This window comes from Microbacterium sp. APC 3901, from assembly GCF_030407765.1.
Taxonomy (GTDB): Bacteria; Actinomycetota; Actinomycetes; order Actinomycetales; family Microbacteriaceae; genus Microbacterium.
The window spans coordinates 23,914-41,553 of record NZ_JASDCU010000019.1; the positions used below are offsets into that span (position 1 = coordinate 23,914).

Here is a 17,640-nt window from a genome sequence, read left to right on the forward strand (position 1 = left end):
GGGGCATCAGAGGTCCCGTCGGGAGAGAGCGACGGATGCGGCAGCGAGCGCCGCTGTGGAGAGAGCGGCGAGGGCCGCCAGAGCCACTCCGACGTGCACCTCGGCCGACCCGCCGTGAATGACGTTCTGCGCGAGCGCTACCGGCAGAAACTGTGTCCACACGGGCGCGGGGCCGCCGCCGATCAGCGAGGTCATGGCGGTGACGAGGGGCTCGGCGAAGAGCACCGCAAGCATGGTGAGGATGCCGGCGAGCTGCGTCCGCACGAGGATGCCGACCGCGAGGCCGATCAGGGCGAGGCCCGCGACCGCGACGACACCCCGCCCCAGGGTGGTGGCGACGACGCCGACACCGACCGTGAAAGGCGTTCCCGTCATCGCGAGCGCGACGAGCAGGGCGATGAGACTGACGACCGCCATGACGGCGCCGATGACGACACCGACGACCGCGACGGCCGTGGCCTTGCCTGCGACGATGCGACCGCGTCGGGGAGACGCGAGGGCTGCTCCGACCATGCCGCCGTACCGGTCGTCACTGGTGCCGGCGAGGGTGCCGAGCAGCACGATGGCGAGGAGCGCGATGCCGATCGAGCCGCCTCCCATCGACGCGCCGAGCGGGTTGATCGCGTCGAGCTGCGCCGCCGCCGAGGTCAGGTCGAGCACGGGGAGGTCGGCTCCGAGCGCCGCCGCGCCGGGACCGATGTCGCCGCGAGCCAGCGCGGGGAGAACGGTCACGAACATCAGCTGCGTCAGGATGAGGCCGACGACGGCGACGAGCGCACTGACCTTCGTCGCTGTGGTCGTGGTCAGTCCGAGGAGTTCTGCGCGGAACATCAGCGCACCCCCGCGATTCCGGTGACCTGGAGGTAATAGCCCTCGAGGTCTCCGCTCGCCGTGGCGACGGCATCCGCCAGCGCCACGTCTGCGACGACCCGCCCCTCGGCGATCACGACGATGTCGTCGGCGATGTCCTGCACGTCGGAGAGCAGGTGCGAAGAGAGAAGCACCGTGCCCCCGGCATCCGCGAACGCCCTCAGGCGATCACGCAGCCAGCGCATACCTGCGGGGTCGAGGCCGTTGGAGGGCTCGTCGAGCACGAGCAGCTTCGGCTCTCCGAGAAGCGCTGCGGCGATGGCGATGCGCTGCTTCATGCCGAGAGAGTAGCCACCGGACCGGCGGTCGGCGTCGGTGGTCATGCCCACCTCGGCGAGGACCGCATCGACGCGTTCGGTAGCGACGTCAGCGCGGGCCGCGGCGATGCGCAGGTGCTCACGTCCGGTGCGGGCGGGGTGCAGGCCGCCGGCGTCCAGCACAGCACCGACCATCGTGGCGGGGCGCTCGAGGTCGCGGTACGGGCGCCCGAAGACCAGCGCCTCGCCCTTGTCCGCCGCCATGAGTCCGAGCAGCAGCCGGATCGTGGTCGTCTTGCCGGCGCCGTTGGGCCCGAGCAAGCCGACGACCCTTCCTGACTCGATGGTGAAACCGACTTCATCGACGCGAGCGCGTCCATGAAAGGACTTGTGCAGTCCGCGCGCCTGGAGCGGCGGAAATGTGGAGATGTTCATGTCTCCAGCCTCGCCAGCACGACTCTCGAGCGCCCCCGCCCGGCGCACGGGATCGCCCTGTCCGAAAGGACAGTCCTGATCGTCCAGCCGGGCTGGCCACCACCCGACGGCGTCGACCGTCTCTCATCTGCGAGGCATGTCGATTGGCCACAATGGTGTGATGAACACTCGAGTCGATCTCCCTGGCGTCCCCTTCCCTCTGCACTCCTCCGAGGACTGGCCGTGGCGAGTAGAGGCAGACAGCGTCCTGGTGACGGCCAAGCCGCACAGCGACTTCTTCGTCGACCCGAGCGGGAGCGGCAGCGTGGCCGCGGAGAGTCAGCTGAACGCGGTCTCGTTGACCGGTCGTCCCGCTGAGGGCGACTTCACTCTGACCGCTCGAGTTCACGTCGACTTCACCGACACGTTCGATGCCGGCGTGCTGATCGTCTGGGCCGACGAAACGCTGTGGGCCAAGCTCTGCTTCGAGCTCTCCCCCGATCGAAAGCCCATGGTCGTATCGGTCGTCACCCGCGGAGTCTCCGACGACGCGAACGCGTTCACCGTCGAGGGCGACGAGGTCTGGCTGCGCATCGCACGCATCGGAACGGTCTACGCCTTCCACGCATCGGTCGACGGCACACGGTGGGACTTCGTTCGAGGGTTCGCGCTGGGGGCCCAAGAGCAGGAGGTCGCTGTCGGGCTCGAAGCCCAAAGCCCCATGGGAAACGGCTGCGACGTGCGCTTCGACGCCGTCACATACACGGCGGCGACGCTCGACGATCTTCGCGACGGTTCCTGACGAACACCCGGTCCGGCGGCGGATTTCAGGCCGGGTGGCTGCTCGTGCGCTCACGCGCCGGCCACCGAAAGCGTTCGACGAAGTCCGCGATCGTCTTCGATTGTGTCAGGATGACGAACAGGCCGTAGCCGATGATCCCGCCCAGGATGTTCGTCAGCCAGTCGTTGATGTCCGCGAGGTGTCCGCCGAGGGCCAGCCGCGAGACGGCCATCTGCGTCAGCTCGATGGCGAGGCTCGCGCCGGCGACGATCGCCAGCACCCTCCACCAGCTCGGCCGTGCGATGAGCAGCGGGACGAGCCCACCGAGCGGGACGAACACCGCGACGTTGATGAGAGCGTCCTCGATCCCGTAGTCGGCGAACGGCACGAGGTAGAGCGCCAACGGGCGTGGCCCGTCATAGAACCCTGTACCGACGCGGAGGAAGATCGGGAAGACCGTGTTGGCGAGCACTCCGCCCGCGTAGACCGCAAGGACGGCAGCGACGCTCGCCCGGGGAAGCGTGATGCGCCCGCGGGAGCGGAGCACCCAGATCAGCACGAGGAAGATCACGACTCCGAAGGGGATCACGATCGGGAGCATGGGGACTTCGACGAACTTCATTCACTGCTTCCGGTGACTCCGTGGTGCGGTGCAGAGGCACCGCACCGATCGTACAGAGAACGGGAACCGCCACGATGCTCGCCGACCCCGACCCGCTCGACACCTCGGGAGCACCGAAGATTCCGTGATCAAAACGTTGCATTCGTTATCTCGCCGTTATAGAGTGATCGCACGGTGAATGTTTGCTGTGGCATACACCGCATGTGATTGCAGGACACTCTTGGTGCAAGGGACAAGGGCCGGTCGGGAGCCTCTCCGACCGGCCCTTTACTGTTGCCAGTACGCTGTTCTCCATGACCGATCGCAAGCTCGCCCTCGAGGCATGGGAGAGCCTGTTCCGCGCACAGCACGAGCTGTTCACCGAGATGAACGCGGACTTCGATCACACCGATCTCGGGCAGGCCGAGTACGACGTCCTGCTCACCGTGACGCGCTCCCCCGGCATGTCGGCCCGCCTGCGCGATGTCACGGCGAACATGCTGATCAGCCAGCCGAGCGTCTCTCGTCTCGTCGACCGTATGGTCGCGCGCGGGCTCGTCGCGAAGTGCCCCGACCCCGACGACGGCCGCGGTGCGCTGATCAGGGCCACGGATGCCGGCGTCCGTGAGTTCCGCAGCGTCGCCACCGTGCACGGCCGCTCGATCGCCGAGCGGATGTCGCGACTCGACGACGCCGAACTGAAGACGCTGCGGGATCTGGCGGAGAAGCTCCGCGGCCGCTGACCGACCCACGGGTCTCGACCTGACCGACGGAGACCTGCCCCACGGGAGGAGCTCTGCCCCACGGGAGGAGCTCTGCCCCACGGGAGGAGCTCTGCCCCACGGGAGGAGGCTCCGGGCCGAGGGCTGCTCCCCAAGAGCATTTCTCCTCCCGAGGCGCATCCCGAGTCGTCGACTCTTCGACGGCATCCCCCGATCTCTGGCAGGGTGGAGCGTGAACGCCCGCGCGGCCGCGCCGGCATCTGAGACCGCCCCCTCGGGGGGAACCAGGGAGGTCATTCATGGAGATCGCCGGAATCGTCGGCATCCTCATCATCGTCGGGATCGGCATAGCCATCGCTATCGTCGTCCTGCTCATCCTGCTGCTGTTCGCACGCAGCTGGATCAAGGTCGCGCGCGCCGATGAGGCGCTCGTCATCTCGGGACGCAAACAGAAGGTGGCGCGAGCCGTCATCGGCGCAGACGGTTCGACCAAAGACGAGATGTCGGAGTCGCCCGTCACGGTCATCGTGAACGGCAAGTCGCTGGTCAACCCGATCACGCAGCGCCACGAGATCATCTCGCTGCGCTCGCGCCAGGTCTCGCTCAACGCCGAGGCGCAGTCGCTCGACAGCGTGACGCTCAACGTCGACGGCGTCGCCATCGTGAAGATCGGCTCGGACCCGATCCTCGTGCGCCGCGCCGCAGAGCGTTTCGCCTCGCAGGACAAGGCCATCGAGCAGTTCACCACTGAGCAGCTCGAAGGTGCGCTTCGTGGAATCGTCGCGACCCTCTCGGTCGTCGAGCTCATGCGCGAGCGCAAGAAGTTCTCCGACCAGATCGCCGCCGACGTCTCGCAGGAGCTCGCCGAACAGGGCCTGATCCTCGACTCGTTCCAGATCAAGGGCATCACCGACAAGGTCGGCTACATCCAGTCGCTCGGTGCTCCCGAGATCCAGGCGAAGCGTCAGTCCGCCGAGATCTCGCAGACCAACGCCGACCGTGCGATCAACCAGAAGAACATCGCCAACCAGGAAGCCAACCTGGTCGAGCAGACGGCTCTCGACACCAACACCGCCAACGCCAACGCCGGCATCGGCCGTGCGCGCGCCGAGGCCGAGCAGGCCGAGAACCTGGCCCGCGAGCAGGCTCAGCAGGCCGTTCTGCAGCAGCAGGCCGAGAACCGTCAGGCTCAGCTTGACGCCGACGTCAAGCGCGTCGCCGACGCCCAGCGATACGAGGCCGAGACTCGCGCCCAGGCCGAGCTCTACACGCGTGAGCGTGCCGCAGAAGCCGGCGCGATCGAGCAGGTCAAGCAGGCCGAGGCTCGCACCCGCATCGCCGAGCAGCAGGCCCAGGCCGACAAGGCCAAGGCCGACGGTGAGGCGGCAGCCGCGATCGCCCGCGCGACCGGTGAGGCCGACGCACTTCGGGCGCAGGCCGAGGCCGAGTCCGAAGCACGGCGCCTGCGCGCCAATGCCGAGGCAGACGCCATCCGTGCCGAGGGTGAGGCGCGAGCCGCAGCCGTCGAGGCAGAGGCGAAGGCCATCGCGTCGAACCAGGACGCGTTCCTGTCGCAGCGGGTGCTCGACACCCTGCCGTCGATCATGGCCGAGTTCTCGAAGGGCTACGCCGCGATCGGCAACGTGTCGATCATCGGCGGCTCGGGCGAGGACGGCGCGTCGAGCGTCGTCGGCGCCGACAGCGCGAAGGCTCTCAAGTCGGTGTTCGACAGCGTGAGCGCGGCCACCGGGCTCGACCTCGCGTCGATCATCCAGGGTCAGGCCCTGGGTCGTGGCATCGGCGAGGGCGTCGCCGCCGCATCCGCACCGCCCGCTCCGACGGCGCGCCAGTCGACCCCGACCACTCCGCCGCCACCCGCACCGCCGGCTCCCGACGCGGAGTAGTCAGCGCACAGCGCACAGCGGATGCCGCGGCCGGATCGGTCGCGGCATCCGCCGTTTTGTCTCGGGGAACCATCGTGCACAACTCAGCATCACTCGCTGCGTCGGGGGCGCGGGATCGTTTTCCAGGGCACATCGGCCGGAGTCCTGCTGAATTGTGAACGCCGCACTTCGTACCGGGCAGACTGGGGTGATGATGCCCGCCGCCTTCGACCTCGCCGCCATCGGCGAGGGGCTCTCGTTCGCGGCTGCTCTCGACGAACTCTCGGCGGCGCTCGACACGAGCACATCAGTGGTCGTGAGCGCGCCACCCGGCACGGGGAAGACCACCCTCGTGCCACCGCTCGTGGCATCGCGGTCGACCGGGCGAGTGATCGTCACCCAACCTCGCCGCGTCGCCGCTCGCGCCGCAGCACGGCGCCTCGCTCATCTCGACGGCTCGGCGCTGGGCACCCGCGTCGGTTTCACCGTGCGCGGCGAGCGCTCGGTCGGACCGCAGACCCGGGTCGAGTTCGTCACCGCCGGAGTGCTGCTGCGGCGCATGATCGACGACCCGGGACTCGACGGCGTGGATGCCGTGATCATCGACGAGGTGCACGAACGCGCACTCGAGACCGATCTGCTGATCGGTCTGCTCTCAGAGGTGCGCGAGCTGCGCGACGACCTCGTGGTCGTCGCGATGTCGGCCACGCTCGACGCCGCACTCATCTCCACAGTCCTCGGCTCGGATGATCTTCCGGCGCCGGTGATCGACCACGACGTCCCCGCTTTTCCGCTCGACGAGCGCTGGGCTCCGAGCCCGACGCCGCGCCTCGACGAGCGCGGGGTCACCAGGGGGTTCCTCGACCACATCGCCCGCACCACCACGTCAGCGGCCCTCGATCTGCGACGCGAGAACCGCGATGCCGACGTGCTGGTCTTCGCACCGGGGGCGCGCGAGGTGTCGGAGATCGCCCGCCGCGTGCGCGACGCCGGTGACGCGTTCGACGTGCGGGAGCTGCATGGCCAGATCCCCGCGGCGGAACAGGATGCGGTGATCCGCGGCCGCTCCCCGAACGACCGCCCGCGCATCATCGTCACGACGTCACTCGCCGAGTCCTCGCTCACGGTGCCGGGTGTGCGTCTGGTGGTCGACAGCTGTCTCTCTCGGCATCCGCAACGCGATGCCACCCGCGGCATGACGGGTCTCGTCACGACCGCCGCGTCACGCTCGTCGTGCGTGCAGCGGGCTGGTCGAGCCACACGACAGGGCCCCGGCACCGTCATCCGCTGCGTCGACGAGCGTACCTATGCAGCGGCTCCTGCACGCCCGGCGCCGGAGATCGCGGTGACCGACCTCGCGGATGCCGCTCTGCTGCTCTCCTGCTGGGGTGCTCCGGGCGGCGCCGGCCTGCGAATGATCGATCCGCCGCCCGCAGACAACCTGGCTGACGCGCTGTCGGTGCTTCGTGGTCTCGGCGCGATCGACGACGAGGGACGCGCCACCGCCGAGGGTCGCGCCCTCGCTCGGATTCCTGCCGATCCTCGACTCGCCCGCGCTCTCCGCGACGGCAGTCCCGTGGTCGGCAGCCGCCTTGCGGCCGAGGTCGTCGCGGTGCTCGGCGGCGACCTGCGTATCGCCGAGGCCGACGTCGCGCAGGCGCTCATCGCTCTGCGGGGCGGACGCGCACCGGACGCGCGTCGATGGCGCGACGACGCGAATCGCCTCGAGCGCATGGTGCGTGCGACACCGGACAGCCGATCGGGCCTCGACGGCGTGGGCCTCGTGATCGCGCTGGCCTTTCCCGAGCGGATCGCCCATCGCGTCGAGCGCACCGCCGAGGGGGCGACGTTCCTGCTGGCATCCGGCACCCGGGCCGGGGTGCATGGTCCGCTCTCGGCAGTCGAATGGCTCGCCGTCGCCGACGTCGCCCGTGCCTCCGCGCGAGCCGCTGCCGGCTCCGGTGCGATCATCCGATCGGCGGCTGTGCTCACCGAGGCGCAGATGGAGCGCGCCGCGAATCACCTGATGACCGACCGTGTCGAGGCGGAGTTCACCGCGGGCCGCGTCCAGGCCCGCCGCGAACGCCGCGTCGGCGCGATCCTGCGTTCGTCGTCACCCGTGCGCGCGCCGGCACAAGAAGGGCGTGATGCCGTGCGCCGCGCGATCCGGCGTGAGGGGCTCGGCATGTTGACGTGGTCTGACACGGCGACCGCGCTGCGCCGTCGATTGGGACTGTTGCGACGGGAGCTGGGCGCGCCCTGGCCCGACGTGTCGGATGCCGGGCTGCTCGAGGCCCTCGATGAGTGGCTGGCGCCCGAACTCGATGCGCTGGCCGGTGGCACGCCGGCAGGACGGATCTCTCTCTCGTCGGCACTGCGGCGCCTGCTGCCATGGCCCGAGGCTGCGCGACTCGAGGAGCTGGCCCCGGAGCGCCTCGAGGTGCCCAGCGGATCGCGCATCCGCATCGACTATCCCGACACCGACGACGCCACCGCGCGTCCGGTCGTGGCCGTGAAGCTGCAGGAGTGCTTCGGCTGGGCGGAGACCCCTCGGCTGGTCGACGGACGGCTGCCGGTGCTGTTCCATCTCCTCTCGCCCGCGGGGCGTCCGCTCGCGGTCACCGATGACCTCGCCTCGTTCTGGTCCGGTCCATACGGCCAGGTGCGCGCCGAGATGCGAGGGCGCTACCCGAAGCACCCTTGGCCGGAGGATCCCTGGGCCGCCGCGCCCACGAAGCACACCAAGAACCGCTCGGCGCGCTAGTCGAGCAGGTGCCGCAGATACCGCGGCGGGTCCTGCAGGAACGACCGCCAGTGGTTCACGAGCTCGAGGTCTTTCCACTCGGCCGGACGGATGCCCCAGTCTCCGACCTCGAGGATCCGCGCGCCCGGGAGGGCCGCGAGCACCGGCGAGTGCGTGGCGCACAGCACCTGCCCGCCATCGTCGACGATGCGTTGCAGCACGGCGATGAGAGTGAGCGTCGACTGGAACGAGAGCGCGGCTTCGGGCTCATCGAGACAGTAGAACCCGGGCTCGTCGAATCGGCTGTCGAGGAGAGCGAGGAACGACTCGCCGTGACTCATCTCGTGGAACGGCACATCGCCGCGCGGCGACGGATTCTCTTCGAGGTACGTGTAGAACGAGTGCATCGTCTCGGCTCGAAGGAAGAATCCCCAGCGGTTCGCTCCGACACCTCGCTGCAGGCGCAGCCACTCCGACAGGGGAGATTCGGTGGGCCGGGTGCTGTGCATAGCCTGCCTCGACCCGCCCTCGGGCGAGAGTCCGTAGGCGACCGCGATGCCCTCGACGATGGTCGACTTGCCGCTGCCGTTCTCGCCGACCAGGAACGTCACGCCGGGAGACAGGTCGATCCCCTCCCTCAGCACCTGGGCCACCGCCGGGATGCTCGTCGGCCAGACCCGACCGGGCTCGGGAGCGTCGTCGTTCGCGCTCACCGCCACGACCGGCTGCTCGCGCCGCCGGCGGCTGCCAGGTGTCCAGATCGATTCCACGCTCGCCTCCCTGCGCAGAAGGCTAGCTGCATCCGCCGACATCCATCGATCAGGCGTGCAACCTCCAATGCATCGGTGACGAGCAGTCCTGCACGGGGGTCATCCTCCGCACGCCCCCTGGAGCCTCATCCCTCAACGCGGCCCTGATGTCGTCGAGCACCGGCGAGGACATCGCGAAGTAGCCATGACCGAGGAACGAATCCTCGACGTCGGACACATCGATGGTCGTCATCCCGTCCATCGTCGTCACCGGCGGAAGCAGACCGACTCGGTCGACTCCATGCAAGAGCCTGGACAGGCCGAGCGCCCGGTCCTCCGTCGAGGCGTACGAGGTGATCGATCTGCACACGGACCGGTAGAAAGCCGATCGCTGCCGCAGGATCTCGGGATCGAGGTCGGCGGCCGCGAGATAGAGCCGGTCGATCACCGTCGACGAGCGTGCGAGGCGTTCGACAGCCCACGACAGCACGCGGTTCCCCATCGAGTGGACGATCACGTCCAGCCCGTCGATACCCGCTCGACGGAGGTGACCGATGAATTCCACCAGTTGCTCCCACGCTGCCTCCGACTGAGCGAGATCCGGGATGTACTCGACGTGAGAAGCGCGCGACGACCATGAGAAGGCGGCAGCGACGCCGTCGTATCCGAGGTCGACGGCGAGCTGAGCCGCGCAGACGATGGCGCTCTCGAACGGCGAGTTGTAGCCGTGTATGTAGAGCAGCACTCTCTTCGTCGGAGCGGCAGACATCCTCTTGACGAACTCGGCGTCGAAGTTCGCATCGAGCACGAGCGTCTTCTGCAGCTTGAGGGTGTCGTCGCGGAAGTCCAGTCGGAGAAGCTTCTGCCACAGTGAGCTGCCGTCGGAACCACGCCGATGCGTCTCCGGCACGAACACATAGGAGCAGCCGAGCCGGAGGTCGCGCGAGAGTTCGGGCCCGAACTCCGAGCTCGTTCCCGGGCGCAGAGACCGCGAGGTGCCGAACCAGACGTCCACGGTGTCGTCCACGCTCTTCTTCGGCCTCGTATCGGACTCGACCCGCCACGCTGATCCGAGGTCGAGGTCTTCATACTCACTCACCGCTGTCGAGGGTATCGGCAGCAGCGGCGTCGGCGGGACATCCGGCGCCGTGGCCGGGAACTCGAGGACGTCCTGCTCGAGAACTTCTCGGAGATGCTCCATCGACGGCCACACCCGCTCGGCCCGCGACGCGGAAGACGGGGCCTGGTATCCGAGGACATCTCCCCACCGGTCCCCTTCACGAATATGCGGATACCAGGGCGCACCATGCACGTCGCCCGGCGAACGACCGCCTCGAACCGCTGCGGCCTCCCTCAGTTCCCTCGCGATGATCCGCAGGGATCGGACTCGCTCGGCATCGCCCGGAAGTTCCTGGGTCTCCGCGGTGCGTGCGAACGCCTGCACTGTGATCAGCGAACGTGAGAGCACCTCGTCCGCTGTCAGGTCGACCGCGTCAGCCCACATCGCTCCGAGCGGAAAGGCGAACTGGAGGTTCGCATCGCTCACCTGCGGCCGTCTCGACGCCGAGAGCACATACTCGACGATCTCCCTCGCGGCGCTCAGGATGGCGGAGATCGGGGCGCCGACTGCGGCTTCCGAGAATCCCGACGAGGAGGAGTCCTCAGAGGGATCGGGGATCCTTCGTACTGCCGCCAAGGCCGCTTCGACCTGTGCGATGTGATCATCGGTCCGCTCGTCCATGATCCCTCCCGGGTGATTCCCCTCCCCGTTGATGGTCATGCTAGCGAGGCGCGCCGAAGAGGGATAGACACAGAGGTGCTCTCAGGTCTAACTTCACTCATAACACCGGGGGGAACCGAGTCATCGAGGGAGATGATCGCGTGGGTCTGGTGGACAGGATCAAAGGATTGTGGCGTCACGAGACGACACACGTCGTGCACGGCTGGGTCGGGCTGGTCGATGGCGCCGCAGCGCTCCCCGACACGAGTCCGCCGCGCAGCAGGTACGTCGAGTTGATCGTGGCCGACTTCGGGCTCAGGTTCGAGAAGGATCGCGCTGCCGGCCGCAGCCCCGTGTTCGCCAGCGCGGTCACCTGGCGGAGTCCGAGCGGCGAGGATCTGCACATCAGCAAGACTCTGAGCGCTGACGACTTCGCGTCGATCGGCGCCGACGATGCCGTCGTCACCATCCACTCCGGAGTACCGCTGACGACGCTGCTCCCGCTCGGCGCGAGCAATGTGGAGTACACCGTCGGTTTGCTGTCGGCACCGGGCACCTCGCTCTTCTCCGGTGTCGCCTCGTTCCTCTCCGACATCGCTGATCTGACCCAGCGGACCGAGCTGACAGCCGTCGGCGCGATCGCCGACAAGGTCGCCGGCGGGATCGACACGATCCTCGGCAACGACGAGATCGCCGGGCGGATCGGCCTTCACGGCGCGGTCCTCGCGTCGGAGCCGCGGGCCGGCTACTACGTCGTCACATCGCTCGATGCCGGGCAGTTCTCGCTCGAACATCTCGCAGTCATCGAGGGTCGGCTGAGGTTCTCCCGCGACGGTGCGTGGGGTGATCCGTCGGGCTTCGACTACCTCCTGATCCGGGTCGCTCTCCGAGGTTCTCAGCCTGATCGTTGGCGGGACCTCAGCTCTGTGGCGGGGCCGTGGAAGACGGCCGACGACAAGCTGGCACACGCGACGACCGCTGAAGCTCTCACCGAAGCCGGGGTGTCCTTCAAGCTGGCCATGGCGAACGCCCGCAACGATCCGAACCTCGCCGTCGGAGACCGCGACCTGGCTGCGGAGGAGATCCGCGCCCAGTGGGAGAAGGGCGCTCAGCAGGTCTTCGGCCCGAACCGCGGTGGTGCGTCCGGGTTCGCGGACGGTGCCGAGGCAGACGCGATGCTGGAGCTCGCGCTCTCGATCTCCGCGACTGCAGAGACGGATGCCTGAGCATGTTCTTCCGTGACCGGACGCTCGCAGCCGAGATCCTGAGTCGACCCCGTGACCCGCACATGGAGGCCATGATCACGGGCTATGTCGACGAGGCCGCGAAGATCGCACACAACGCCCCCAGCGTGGTGCTGCCTGATGTCACCGGGCGCTCGGCGAAGAGCGACGAGCAGCGCCTGCACGTCGTCGAGGGCGACCTGCTGCTCGACGATGACGAACTCGTCGCCTACGCCGCGCGCAACGCACCGCGTCCCCTCATCCCGAACTCACCGCTGGGCGACTCCGGACTGGTGGGGTTCGAGACCGAAGGAGCGGCGACCCGGTGGGATGAGGGCACCGTTCTTCGCTACAGCGTGATGCGACGCTCGTTCCTCCGAGAGGCCGACTACCGACGGGCGGCCCGCAATCTGCGCGCGGCCGCGGACGACTGGGAGGAGGTGTGCGGAGTCCGATTCGAGCACGTCGACAGCTTCGACGACCACGACGACATCGCGCGACCGGCCTCGGAGTTCCGCGACGACCTGGTGTTCACCGCGCGCCTGCAGGACCAGGGCGGCACGCTCATCGCCGCTGCGTTCTTTCCGACGCAGCCACCGCCCAGACGCAAGGTGATCTTCGACTCCTCCTACTTCCGACCGGGGCTCAGGTTCAACAGGGTCGGAGTGCTGCGTCACGAACTCGGGCATGTGCTCGGCTTCCGGCACGAGCACATCCGCAGCGGCGCGCCGGCGGAGTGCCCCGGAGACACCGAGGATGTGACGCTCTTCCCCTTCGGTGACTACGATCCGAGGTCGGTCATGCACTACTTCTGCGGCGGTGTGGGCAATCCACGGCTCACCTTGAGCGTCAGCGACAAGAAGGGAGCTCGGCAGCTGTACGGGCCGCCGCTCAGCACTCGATGACGTTGACCGCGAGTCCGCCCTCGCTGGTCTCCTTGTATTTGGTCGACATGTCGATGCCGGTCTGGCGCATCGTCTCGACCACAGCATCGAGCGAGACGTAATGGCTGCCGTCACCGCGCAGCGCGAGGCGCGCAGCCGTAACCGCCGTCGACGCCGCGATCGCATTGCGCTCGATGCAGGGGATCTGCACGAGGCCGCCGATGGGGTCGCAGGTGAGTCCGAGGTGGTGCTCCATCGCGATCTCGGCGGCGTTCTCGATCTGACGGTTGGTGCCGCCCATGACGGCCGTAAGTCCTCCGGCTGCCATCGCGCAGGCAGAGCCGACCTCGGCCTGGCATCCGCCCTCGGCACCCGAGATCGAGGCGTTCGCCTTGAACAGCGAGCCCAGCGCCGTGGCGGTGAGCAAGAACCGCCTGATGCCGCGGCGACGGTTGGCGTCGGCGACGGCCTCGTCGTCGTCGGATTGCGCAGCGTCGATCGCCTTCGTGCCGTCGAAGCCCAGCAATGCGCTGCCGACCAGTTCTCCGTACGGCGTGACCGCGTTGCCTGCACCGAGGCCCGAATCGGCGAGGAACCGCCACCAGTACATCGCGACGGCGGGGAGGATGCCGGCGGCACCGTTCGTCGGAGCCGTGACGACCCGACCACCTGCGGCGTTCTCCTCGTTGACCGCGAGCGCGAAGGCACCGAGCCACTCCCCCGGCAGCTCGCGATGACCGTCGGCCTCCGCCTCCTCGAGCTGGGCGCGGATCATGCTCGCTCGCCTCTTGACCTTGAGCATCCCGGGGAGCACGCCGTCGGAATGCAGTCCGTTGTCGACGCACGCCGCCATGGCATCCCAGATCGCGTCGAGTCCGGCGGCGACCTCTTCTTCGGGGCGCTCCGCGGTCTCGTTCAGCCGCGCGACCTCGGCGATCGACAGGCCGTGCTCATCGCACAGTGCGAGCAGCGACGCGGCATCGGCATACGAATACGGCAGCGGGGCCGAGGCGAGCTTCGCGTCTTCCCCATCCCGACGGATGAACCCGCCGCCGACGGAGTAGTAGGTCTCGTCGGCGACGACGCCCCCGGCGGCATCCCACGCGGCGATCGTCATGGCGTTCGGGTGACCGGGAAGGCGTGTGCGGGGCTCGAACACGATGTCGGTCTTCGAGAACGCGATCTCGTGAGACCCGTCGATTCGCAGCGTCGCACCCTCGCGAAGATCGGTCCAGGCGGCCCGCACGTCGGCCGGGTCGCAGCTCTCCGGCGCCAGGCCGCGCAGCCCCGCGACGACCGCATCGGGCGTGCCATGGCCGATTCCGGTGGCACCGAGAGAGCCGTACAGTGTGCACCCGATGCGCGCGACGCGGTCGATCGTGCCTGTCGAGCGCAGGCGATGGGCGAACTCGAGTGCCGCCCGCATCGGCCCGACCGTGTGGGAACTCGAGGGGCCCACTCCGATGGAGAAGAGATCGAAGGCCGAGACGTACGCTGTCACCTCCTCAGCCTACGTCGTGCGCGGGAAGACGAGTCGGGGCACCGCCGTCAAGGCCCTTCTCGCCCCGCGATCGGAGCCCGATCCTGATGGGGCATTCGATGTGAAAGGGACGACCATGACGAACAGCACGCCTGACCAGGACCCGACCTCCGGCCTCACCCCTGAGGCGCAGACACCGACCCCGACCCCGTCTTCCGGCGACGCCGGCGAGTTCAAGGACGCGGGAAGCACCGCCGAGAAGCCGGAAGAGGCCGAGTCCACCGAAGACGCGGACCCGTCTGAGGTTCCGAGCAACGACGAGCTCGAAGAGCCGAGCACCGAGAAGGAGCCCTTCGAAGAGCCCAAGGCCCCGACGCGAAACGACCCCGAGCCCGACCATGAAGCGGTCGGGATCGGGGTCATCGACGGCCCGGAGACCGACGAGGGCGACTGAGCGACTCCTACCTCGCTCGGCCACCCGGCCGCTCCCGTCGCGATGCACCCTGCGACGGGAGCGAGTTCGGGAAGGCTATTCGACGAGCTTGCCCTCGGTGTCGACCTCGCGCATGAGCTCGGCGATCTCGGCGGGGATCTCGGGGATCGACTCGTGCGTCACACCGCCCGTGGGCGACCAGACGAGATTGACCTGCAGCGTCGGGTCGGTGTCGGGGTAGTCGCTGCGGTTGTGGCATCCGCGGGTCTCCCGGCGCTCCAGCGCCGCCTCGAGCGTGGCCCGCGCGGCGAGCGCCGACGCCTTCAGGTCGAACGCGTGAGCGAGGTCCTGGAACCCGGCGATGTCGGGGTGGATGCCGATGTCCTCCATGCGGCCCTCGATCATGTCGAGTTCGGCGAGGCCTGCTCGCAGCCCCTCCTCCGAGCGGACGACACCCGCATGCTGCGTCATGGTGTTGCGGATCGCGCGCTGCAGCGCCCGCACGTTCTCGCGGCCGTCGGCGACGAGAAGGTCGTCGATCTCTGCGCGGGCCTGCGCCACCGCATCCGCAGACCGGCGCTGGGCGTCGAGTCCTGCCGCGTGCGCCATGGCCGCCTGGCCGACGATGCGACCGTAGACGAGCAGCTCGATGAGCGAGTTGCCGCCGAGTCGGTTCGCTCCGTGCAGCCCGCTGGACGCCTCGCCGATCGCATAGAGTCCGTCGACGTCGGTCTGGTGATCGTCGGGACGCACCCACACACCTCCCATCGAGTAGTGCGCCGTGGGGGCGATCTCGATCGGGTCGGTGGTGATGTCGAGCATCTGCAGCTCCATCATCGTCTGATAGACGCGGGGCAGACGGGTCATGATCGTCTCGCGCGGCAGGTGCGAGACATCGAGCCAGACGCCGCCGTTCTCGGTTCCACGCCCCTCGGCGATCTCGGTGTACGCGGCGAGCGCGACGCGGTCGCGGGTCGAGAGCTCCATGCGCTCGGGGTCGTACTTCGACATGAACCGCTCGCCGAGCGCGTTGCGCAGGATGCCGCCCTCGCCGCGCGCCGCCTCGGAGATCAGCGTGCCGGCCGCGTTCTCGGGCTCGATGATTCCCGAGGGGTGGAACTGCACGAGCTCGGGGTCGCGCAGCCGGGCGCCGGCGTCGACCGCGAGACGGAACGAATCACCGGTGTTCTCGTCTCGGCGCGAGGACGTGCGGCGCCAGATGCGGTTGTGGCCACCCGCGGCGAGGATCACGGCATCCGCATGGATCAGATAGCGTGTGCCGTCGGACTGGTCGAAGCCGTAGGCGCCGAACACGACGTTGTCGCGCACGAGCAGACGCGTGATGTAGACGTGGTCGAGGATCGGGACCTCGAGCTGCTCGGCCTTGGCGACGAGGGTGCGCTGGATCTCGAGACCGGTGTAGTCGCCGGCGAACGCCGTGCGACGGAAGGTGTGCGCCCCGAAGAAGCGCTGCGAGATGCGGCCGTCGTCCTCCCGGGCGAAGTCCATGCCCCAGCGCTCGAGGTCGCGAATCCCGCGCTCGGCTCCCTGTGTCACGATCTCGACCGTGTGGGGGTTGGCGAGCAGGTAGCTCTCCTTGATGGTGTCGGCGGCGTGCTGCTGCCAGCTGTCGCCTTCGTCCATCGTGCCGAGCGCGGCGTTGATGCCGCCGGCGGCGAGGGAGGTGTGGGCATCCTGTCGGGGGCGCTTGCCGACGGCGAGGACGTCGATGCCGTGTTCGGCGACCTCGATCGCGGCCCGCAGCCCGGAGCCGCCGGTGCCGATGACGAGGACCGTGGTGGAGATCTGACGTTCGCGAGTACTCATGCCCTCCACGCTAGGTAGGCTGCCCTAATAACTCCAATGCATTGTTCTACTGGTATCGATACACTGAAAACATGAACCTCGAGCAGCTCCGCGGGTTCGTCGAGGTCGCCCGCCTCGGTCATTTCACCCGCGCCTCCGAGCACCTGCACCTCGCCCAGCCGTCGCTGAGCCGACAGATCTCGACCCTCGAGCGAGAACTGGGCGCCGAGCTCTTCCATCGGGCTCGCGGACACATCGGTCTCACCGCGGCAGGAGAGGCCCTGCTCCCCCGCGCTCAGCGGATGCTGGCCGAATCCGACGCGATCCGTGAGGAGATGGCCGAGCTCGCGGGGCTCCGCCGCGGACGCGTGCGTCTCGGAGCGCCGCCCACCCTCTGCATCAGCCTCGTCGCCGAGGCGATCAGCGCCTTCCATGCGGCGCACCCCGGCGTCGACCTGCACCTGACCGAGAGCGGGTCGAGGCTGCTCGTCGATCAGCTGGCCGTCGGGGCCGTCGACATCGCCCTCATCACGGAGTCGGAGGGACCCCCGCCCTCGGGTTTCAGCCTGACCCGGATGCCGCTGCTGACCGAAGAGCTCGTGGTGGTGTCTGCGGCCTCCGAGCCCCCGGTGTCGAGCTCGTCATCGATGACCTTGCACCACCTCGCCACGCTTCCCCTCATCGCCCTCGACGAGACCTATGAGCTGCGGGCGACCACCGACGCGGCGTTCCGCTCGACAGGGCTCACCCCGACCGTCGTGCTCGAAGGCGCTGAGATGGATGCGCTGCTCCGCTTCGTCGAACGCGGGGTCGGCGTGGCCGTGGTTCCGGCGATGGTGCTGCTCGATCAGCCGGCGCTTCGGTCGGTCAGGATCTCGCACCCGATGATGAGACGCACCGTGAGCCTGGCCCATCGCGCCGACGTCACGCCCGCCGTCGCGGTCGCCGCGATGCGGCACGTGATCGTCGGCACAGCGGCAGAGGTCGCCCGCCGCGACCCGGCCATCACGAGCCTGCTCGGCTGAGGCCGGGAGCTGCTCGCCGCGCACGCCACGCAGGCCGTGCAGGAGGTCT

Annotated in this window: 15 protein-coding genes; 8 read left to right on the forward strand and 7 right to left on the reverse strand. The window is 68.7% G+C overall.

Annotated elements, in window-relative coordinates:
• Window positions 1–6: 6 nt before the first annotated feature.
• Window positions 7–831, reverse strand: a complete 825-nt coding sequence (locus tag QMA07_RS15435) for a hypothetical protein (protein ID WP_290163450.1) — start codon at window positions 829–831, stop codon at window positions 7–9.
• On the reverse strand, window positions 831–1,562 hold the full coding sequence (locus QMA07_RS15440; RefSeq protein WP_290163452.1) for an ATP-binding cassette domain-containing protein: 732 nt from the start codon (window positions 1,560–1,562) through the stop codon (window positions 831–833). The genes QMA07_RS15435 and QMA07_RS15440 overlap by 1 nt, the downstream gene beginning before the upstream one ends.
• Window positions 1,563–1,722: 160 nt before the next feature.
• Here QMA07_RS15440 and QMA07_RS15445 point away from each other — a divergent pair, with 160 nt between their 5' ends.
• A complete protein-coding gene (locus QMA07_RS15445) occupies window positions 1,723–2,343 on the forward strand; it encodes a DUF1349 domain-containing protein (RefSeq protein ID WP_290163455.1) in 621 nt (206 codons plus the stop codon).
• Between the two features lie 25 nt (window positions 2,344–2,368).
• Here the strand turns inward: QMA07_RS15445 and QMA07_RS15450 are convergent, their stop codons facing one another.
• Complete coding sequence (locus tag QMA07_RS15450) at window positions 2,369–2,944, reverse strand: VanZ family protein (protein ID WP_290163457.1); 576 nt, start codon at window positions 2,942–2,944, stop codon at window positions 2,369–2,371.
• A 293-nt stretch (window positions 2,945–3,237) separates the two neighbouring features.
• On the opposite strand from QMA07_RS15450, the gene QMA07_RS15455 reads away from it, so the two are divergent.
• The 3 genes from QMA07_RS15455 to hrpB all read left to right on the forward strand — a co-directional run bounded on the left by QMA07_RS15455 (window position 3,238) and on the right by hrpB (window position 8,292).
• On the forward strand, window positions 3,238–3,666 hold the full coding sequence (locus tag QMA07_RS15455) for a MarR family transcriptional regulator (RefSeq protein WP_290163460.1): 429 nt from the start codon (window positions 3,238–3,240) through the stop codon (window positions 3,664–3,666).
• Window positions 3,667–3,944: 278 nt separating this feature from the next.
• Window positions 3,945–5,549, forward strand: coding sequence for an SPFH domain-containing protein (locus tag QMA07_RS15460; RefSeq protein WP_290163463.1), 1,605 nt, complete (start codon window positions 3,945–3,947; stop codon window positions 5,547–5,549).
• 190 nt (window positions 5,550–5,739) lie between these two features.
• The gene (gene hrpB, locus QMA07_RS15465; RefSeq protein ID WP_290163464.1) at window positions 5,740–8,292 is read left to right on the forward strand and encodes an ATP-dependent helicase HrpB; all 2,553 of its coding nucleotides are present in this window, start codon (window positions 5,740–5,742) and stop codon (window positions 8,290–8,292) included.
• On the opposite strand, the gene QMA07_RS15470 is transcribed toward hrpB, so the two are convergent.
• Both QMA07_RS15470 and QMA07_RS15475 read right to left on the reverse strand, forming a co-directional pair.
• Window positions 8,289–9,041: an AAA family ATPase gene (locus tag QMA07_RS15470; protein ID WP_290163467.1), complete on the reverse strand. Its 753-nt coding sequence runs from the start codon at window positions 9,039–9,041 to the stop codon at window positions 8,289–8,291. The two genes, hrpB and QMA07_RS15470, sit on opposite strands and share 4 nt — an antisense overlap.
• A 49-nt stretch (window positions 9,042–9,090) precedes the next feature.
• Window positions 9,091–10,761 carry an alpha/beta hydrolase gene (locus QMA07_RS15475; protein ID WP_290163469.1) on the reverse strand — a complete coding sequence of 557 codons (1,671 nt, stop codon included), beginning with the start codon at window positions 10,759–10,761 and terminating at the stop codon, window positions 9,091–9,093.
• Window positions 10,762–10,910: 149 nt separating this feature from the next.
• Between QMA07_RS15475 and QMA07_RS15480 the strand changes: the two genes are divergently transcribed.
• Both QMA07_RS15480 and QMA07_RS15485 read left to right on the forward strand, forming a co-directional pair.
• Window positions 10,911–11,966 (forward strand): hypothetical protein, encoded by a 1,056-nt coding sequence (locus QMA07_RS15480; RefSeq protein WP_290163471.1) that lies wholly within the window; start codon window positions 10,911–10,913, stop codon window positions 11,964–11,966.
• A 2-nt stretch (window positions 11,967–11,968) separates the two neighbouring features.
• Window positions 11,969–12,868 carry a matrixin family metalloprotease gene (locus QMA07_RS15485; RefSeq protein ID WP_290163474.1) on the forward strand — a complete coding sequence of 300 codons (900 nt, stop codon included), beginning with the start codon at window positions 11,969–11,971 and terminating at the stop codon, window positions 12,866–12,868.
• Here QMA07_RS15485 and QMA07_RS15490 read toward each other — a convergent pair.
• Entirely contained in the window at window positions 12,855–14,348 is a 1,494-nt protein-coding gene (locus QMA07_RS15490; protein ID WP_290163476.1) for an L-serine ammonia-lyase, iron-sulfur-dependent, subunit alpha, read from the reverse strand. The genes QMA07_RS15485 and QMA07_RS15490 overlap by 14 nt on opposite strands.
• 115 nt (window positions 14,349–14,463) lie before the next feature.
• Here QMA07_RS15490 and QMA07_RS15495 point away from each other — a divergent pair, with 115 nt between their 5' ends.
• Window positions 14,464–14,781: a hypothetical protein gene (locus tag QMA07_RS15495; protein ID WP_290163479.1), complete on the forward strand. Its 318-nt coding sequence runs from the start codon at window positions 14,464–14,466 to the stop codon at window positions 14,779–14,781.
• A 75-nt stretch (window positions 14,782–14,856) separates the two neighbouring features.
• Here QMA07_RS15495 and QMA07_RS15500 read toward each other — a convergent pair whose 3' ends face one another.
• Entirely contained in the window at window positions 14,857–16,587 is a 1,731-nt protein-coding gene (locus QMA07_RS15500; RefSeq protein WP_290163481.1) for an FAD-binding protein, read from the reverse strand.
• Window positions 16,588–16,658: 71 nt separating this feature from the next.
• Here QMA07_RS15500 and QMA07_RS15505 point away from each other — a divergent pair, with 71 nt between their 5' ends.
• Window positions 16,659–17,591 carry a LysR substrate-binding domain-containing protein gene (locus tag QMA07_RS15505; RefSeq protein ID WP_290163484.1) on the forward strand — a complete coding sequence of 311 codons (933 nt, stop codon included), beginning with the start codon at window positions 16,659–16,661 and terminating at the stop codon, window positions 17,589–17,591.
• Window positions 17,592–17,640 lie beyond the last annotated feature (49 nt).

Bases quoted from the DNA above. Each gene is read 5' to 3' on its own strand.
- QMA07_RS15435 (WP_290163450.1), bottom strand. From the start codon at position 831: ATGTTCCGCGCAGAACTCCTCGGACTGACCACGACCACAGCGACGAAG.
- QMA07_RS15440 (WP_290163452.1), bottom strand. From the start codon at position 1,562: ATGAACATCTCCACATTTCCGCCGCTCCAGGCGCGCGGACTGCACAAG.
- QMA07_RS15445 (WP_290163455.1), top strand. From the start codon at position 1,723: ATGAACACTCGAGTCGATCTCCCTGGCGTCCCCTTCCCTCTGCACTCC.
- QMA07_RS15450 (WP_290163457.1), bottom strand. From the start codon at position 2,944: ATGAAGTTCGTCGAAGTCCCCATGCTCCCGATCGTGATCCCCTTCGGA.
- QMA07_RS15455 (WP_290163460.1), top strand. From the start codon at position 3,238: ATGACCGATCGCAAGCTCGCCCTCGAGGCATGGGAGAGCCTGTTCCGC.
- QMA07_RS15460 (WP_290163463.1), top strand. From the start codon at position 3,945: ATGGAGATCGCCGGAATCGTCGGCATCCTCATCATCGTCGGGATCGGC.
- hrpB (WP_290163464.1), top strand. From the start codon at position 5,740: ATGATGCCCGCCGCCTTCGACCTCGCCGCCATCGGCGAGGGGCTCTCG.
- QMA07_RS15475 (WP_290163469.1), bottom strand. From the start codon at position 10,761: ATGGACGAGCGGACCGATGATCACATCGCACAGGTCGAAGCGGCCTTG.
- QMA07_RS15485 (WP_290163474.1), top strand. From the start codon at position 11,969: ATGTTCTTCCGTGACCGGACGCTCGCAGCCGAGATCCTGAGTCGACCC.
- QMA07_RS15495 (WP_290163479.1), top strand. From the start codon at position 14,464: ATGACGAACAGCACGCCTGACCAGGACCCGACCTCCGGCCTCACCCCT.
- QMA07_RS15500 (WP_290163481.1), bottom strand. From the start codon at position 16,587: ATGAGTACTCGCGAACGTCAGATCTCCACCACGGTCCTCGTCATCGGC.
- QMA07_RS15505 (WP_290163484.1), top strand. From the start codon at position 16,659: ATGAACCTCGAGCAGCTCCGCGGGTTCGTCGAGGTCGCCCGCCTCGGT.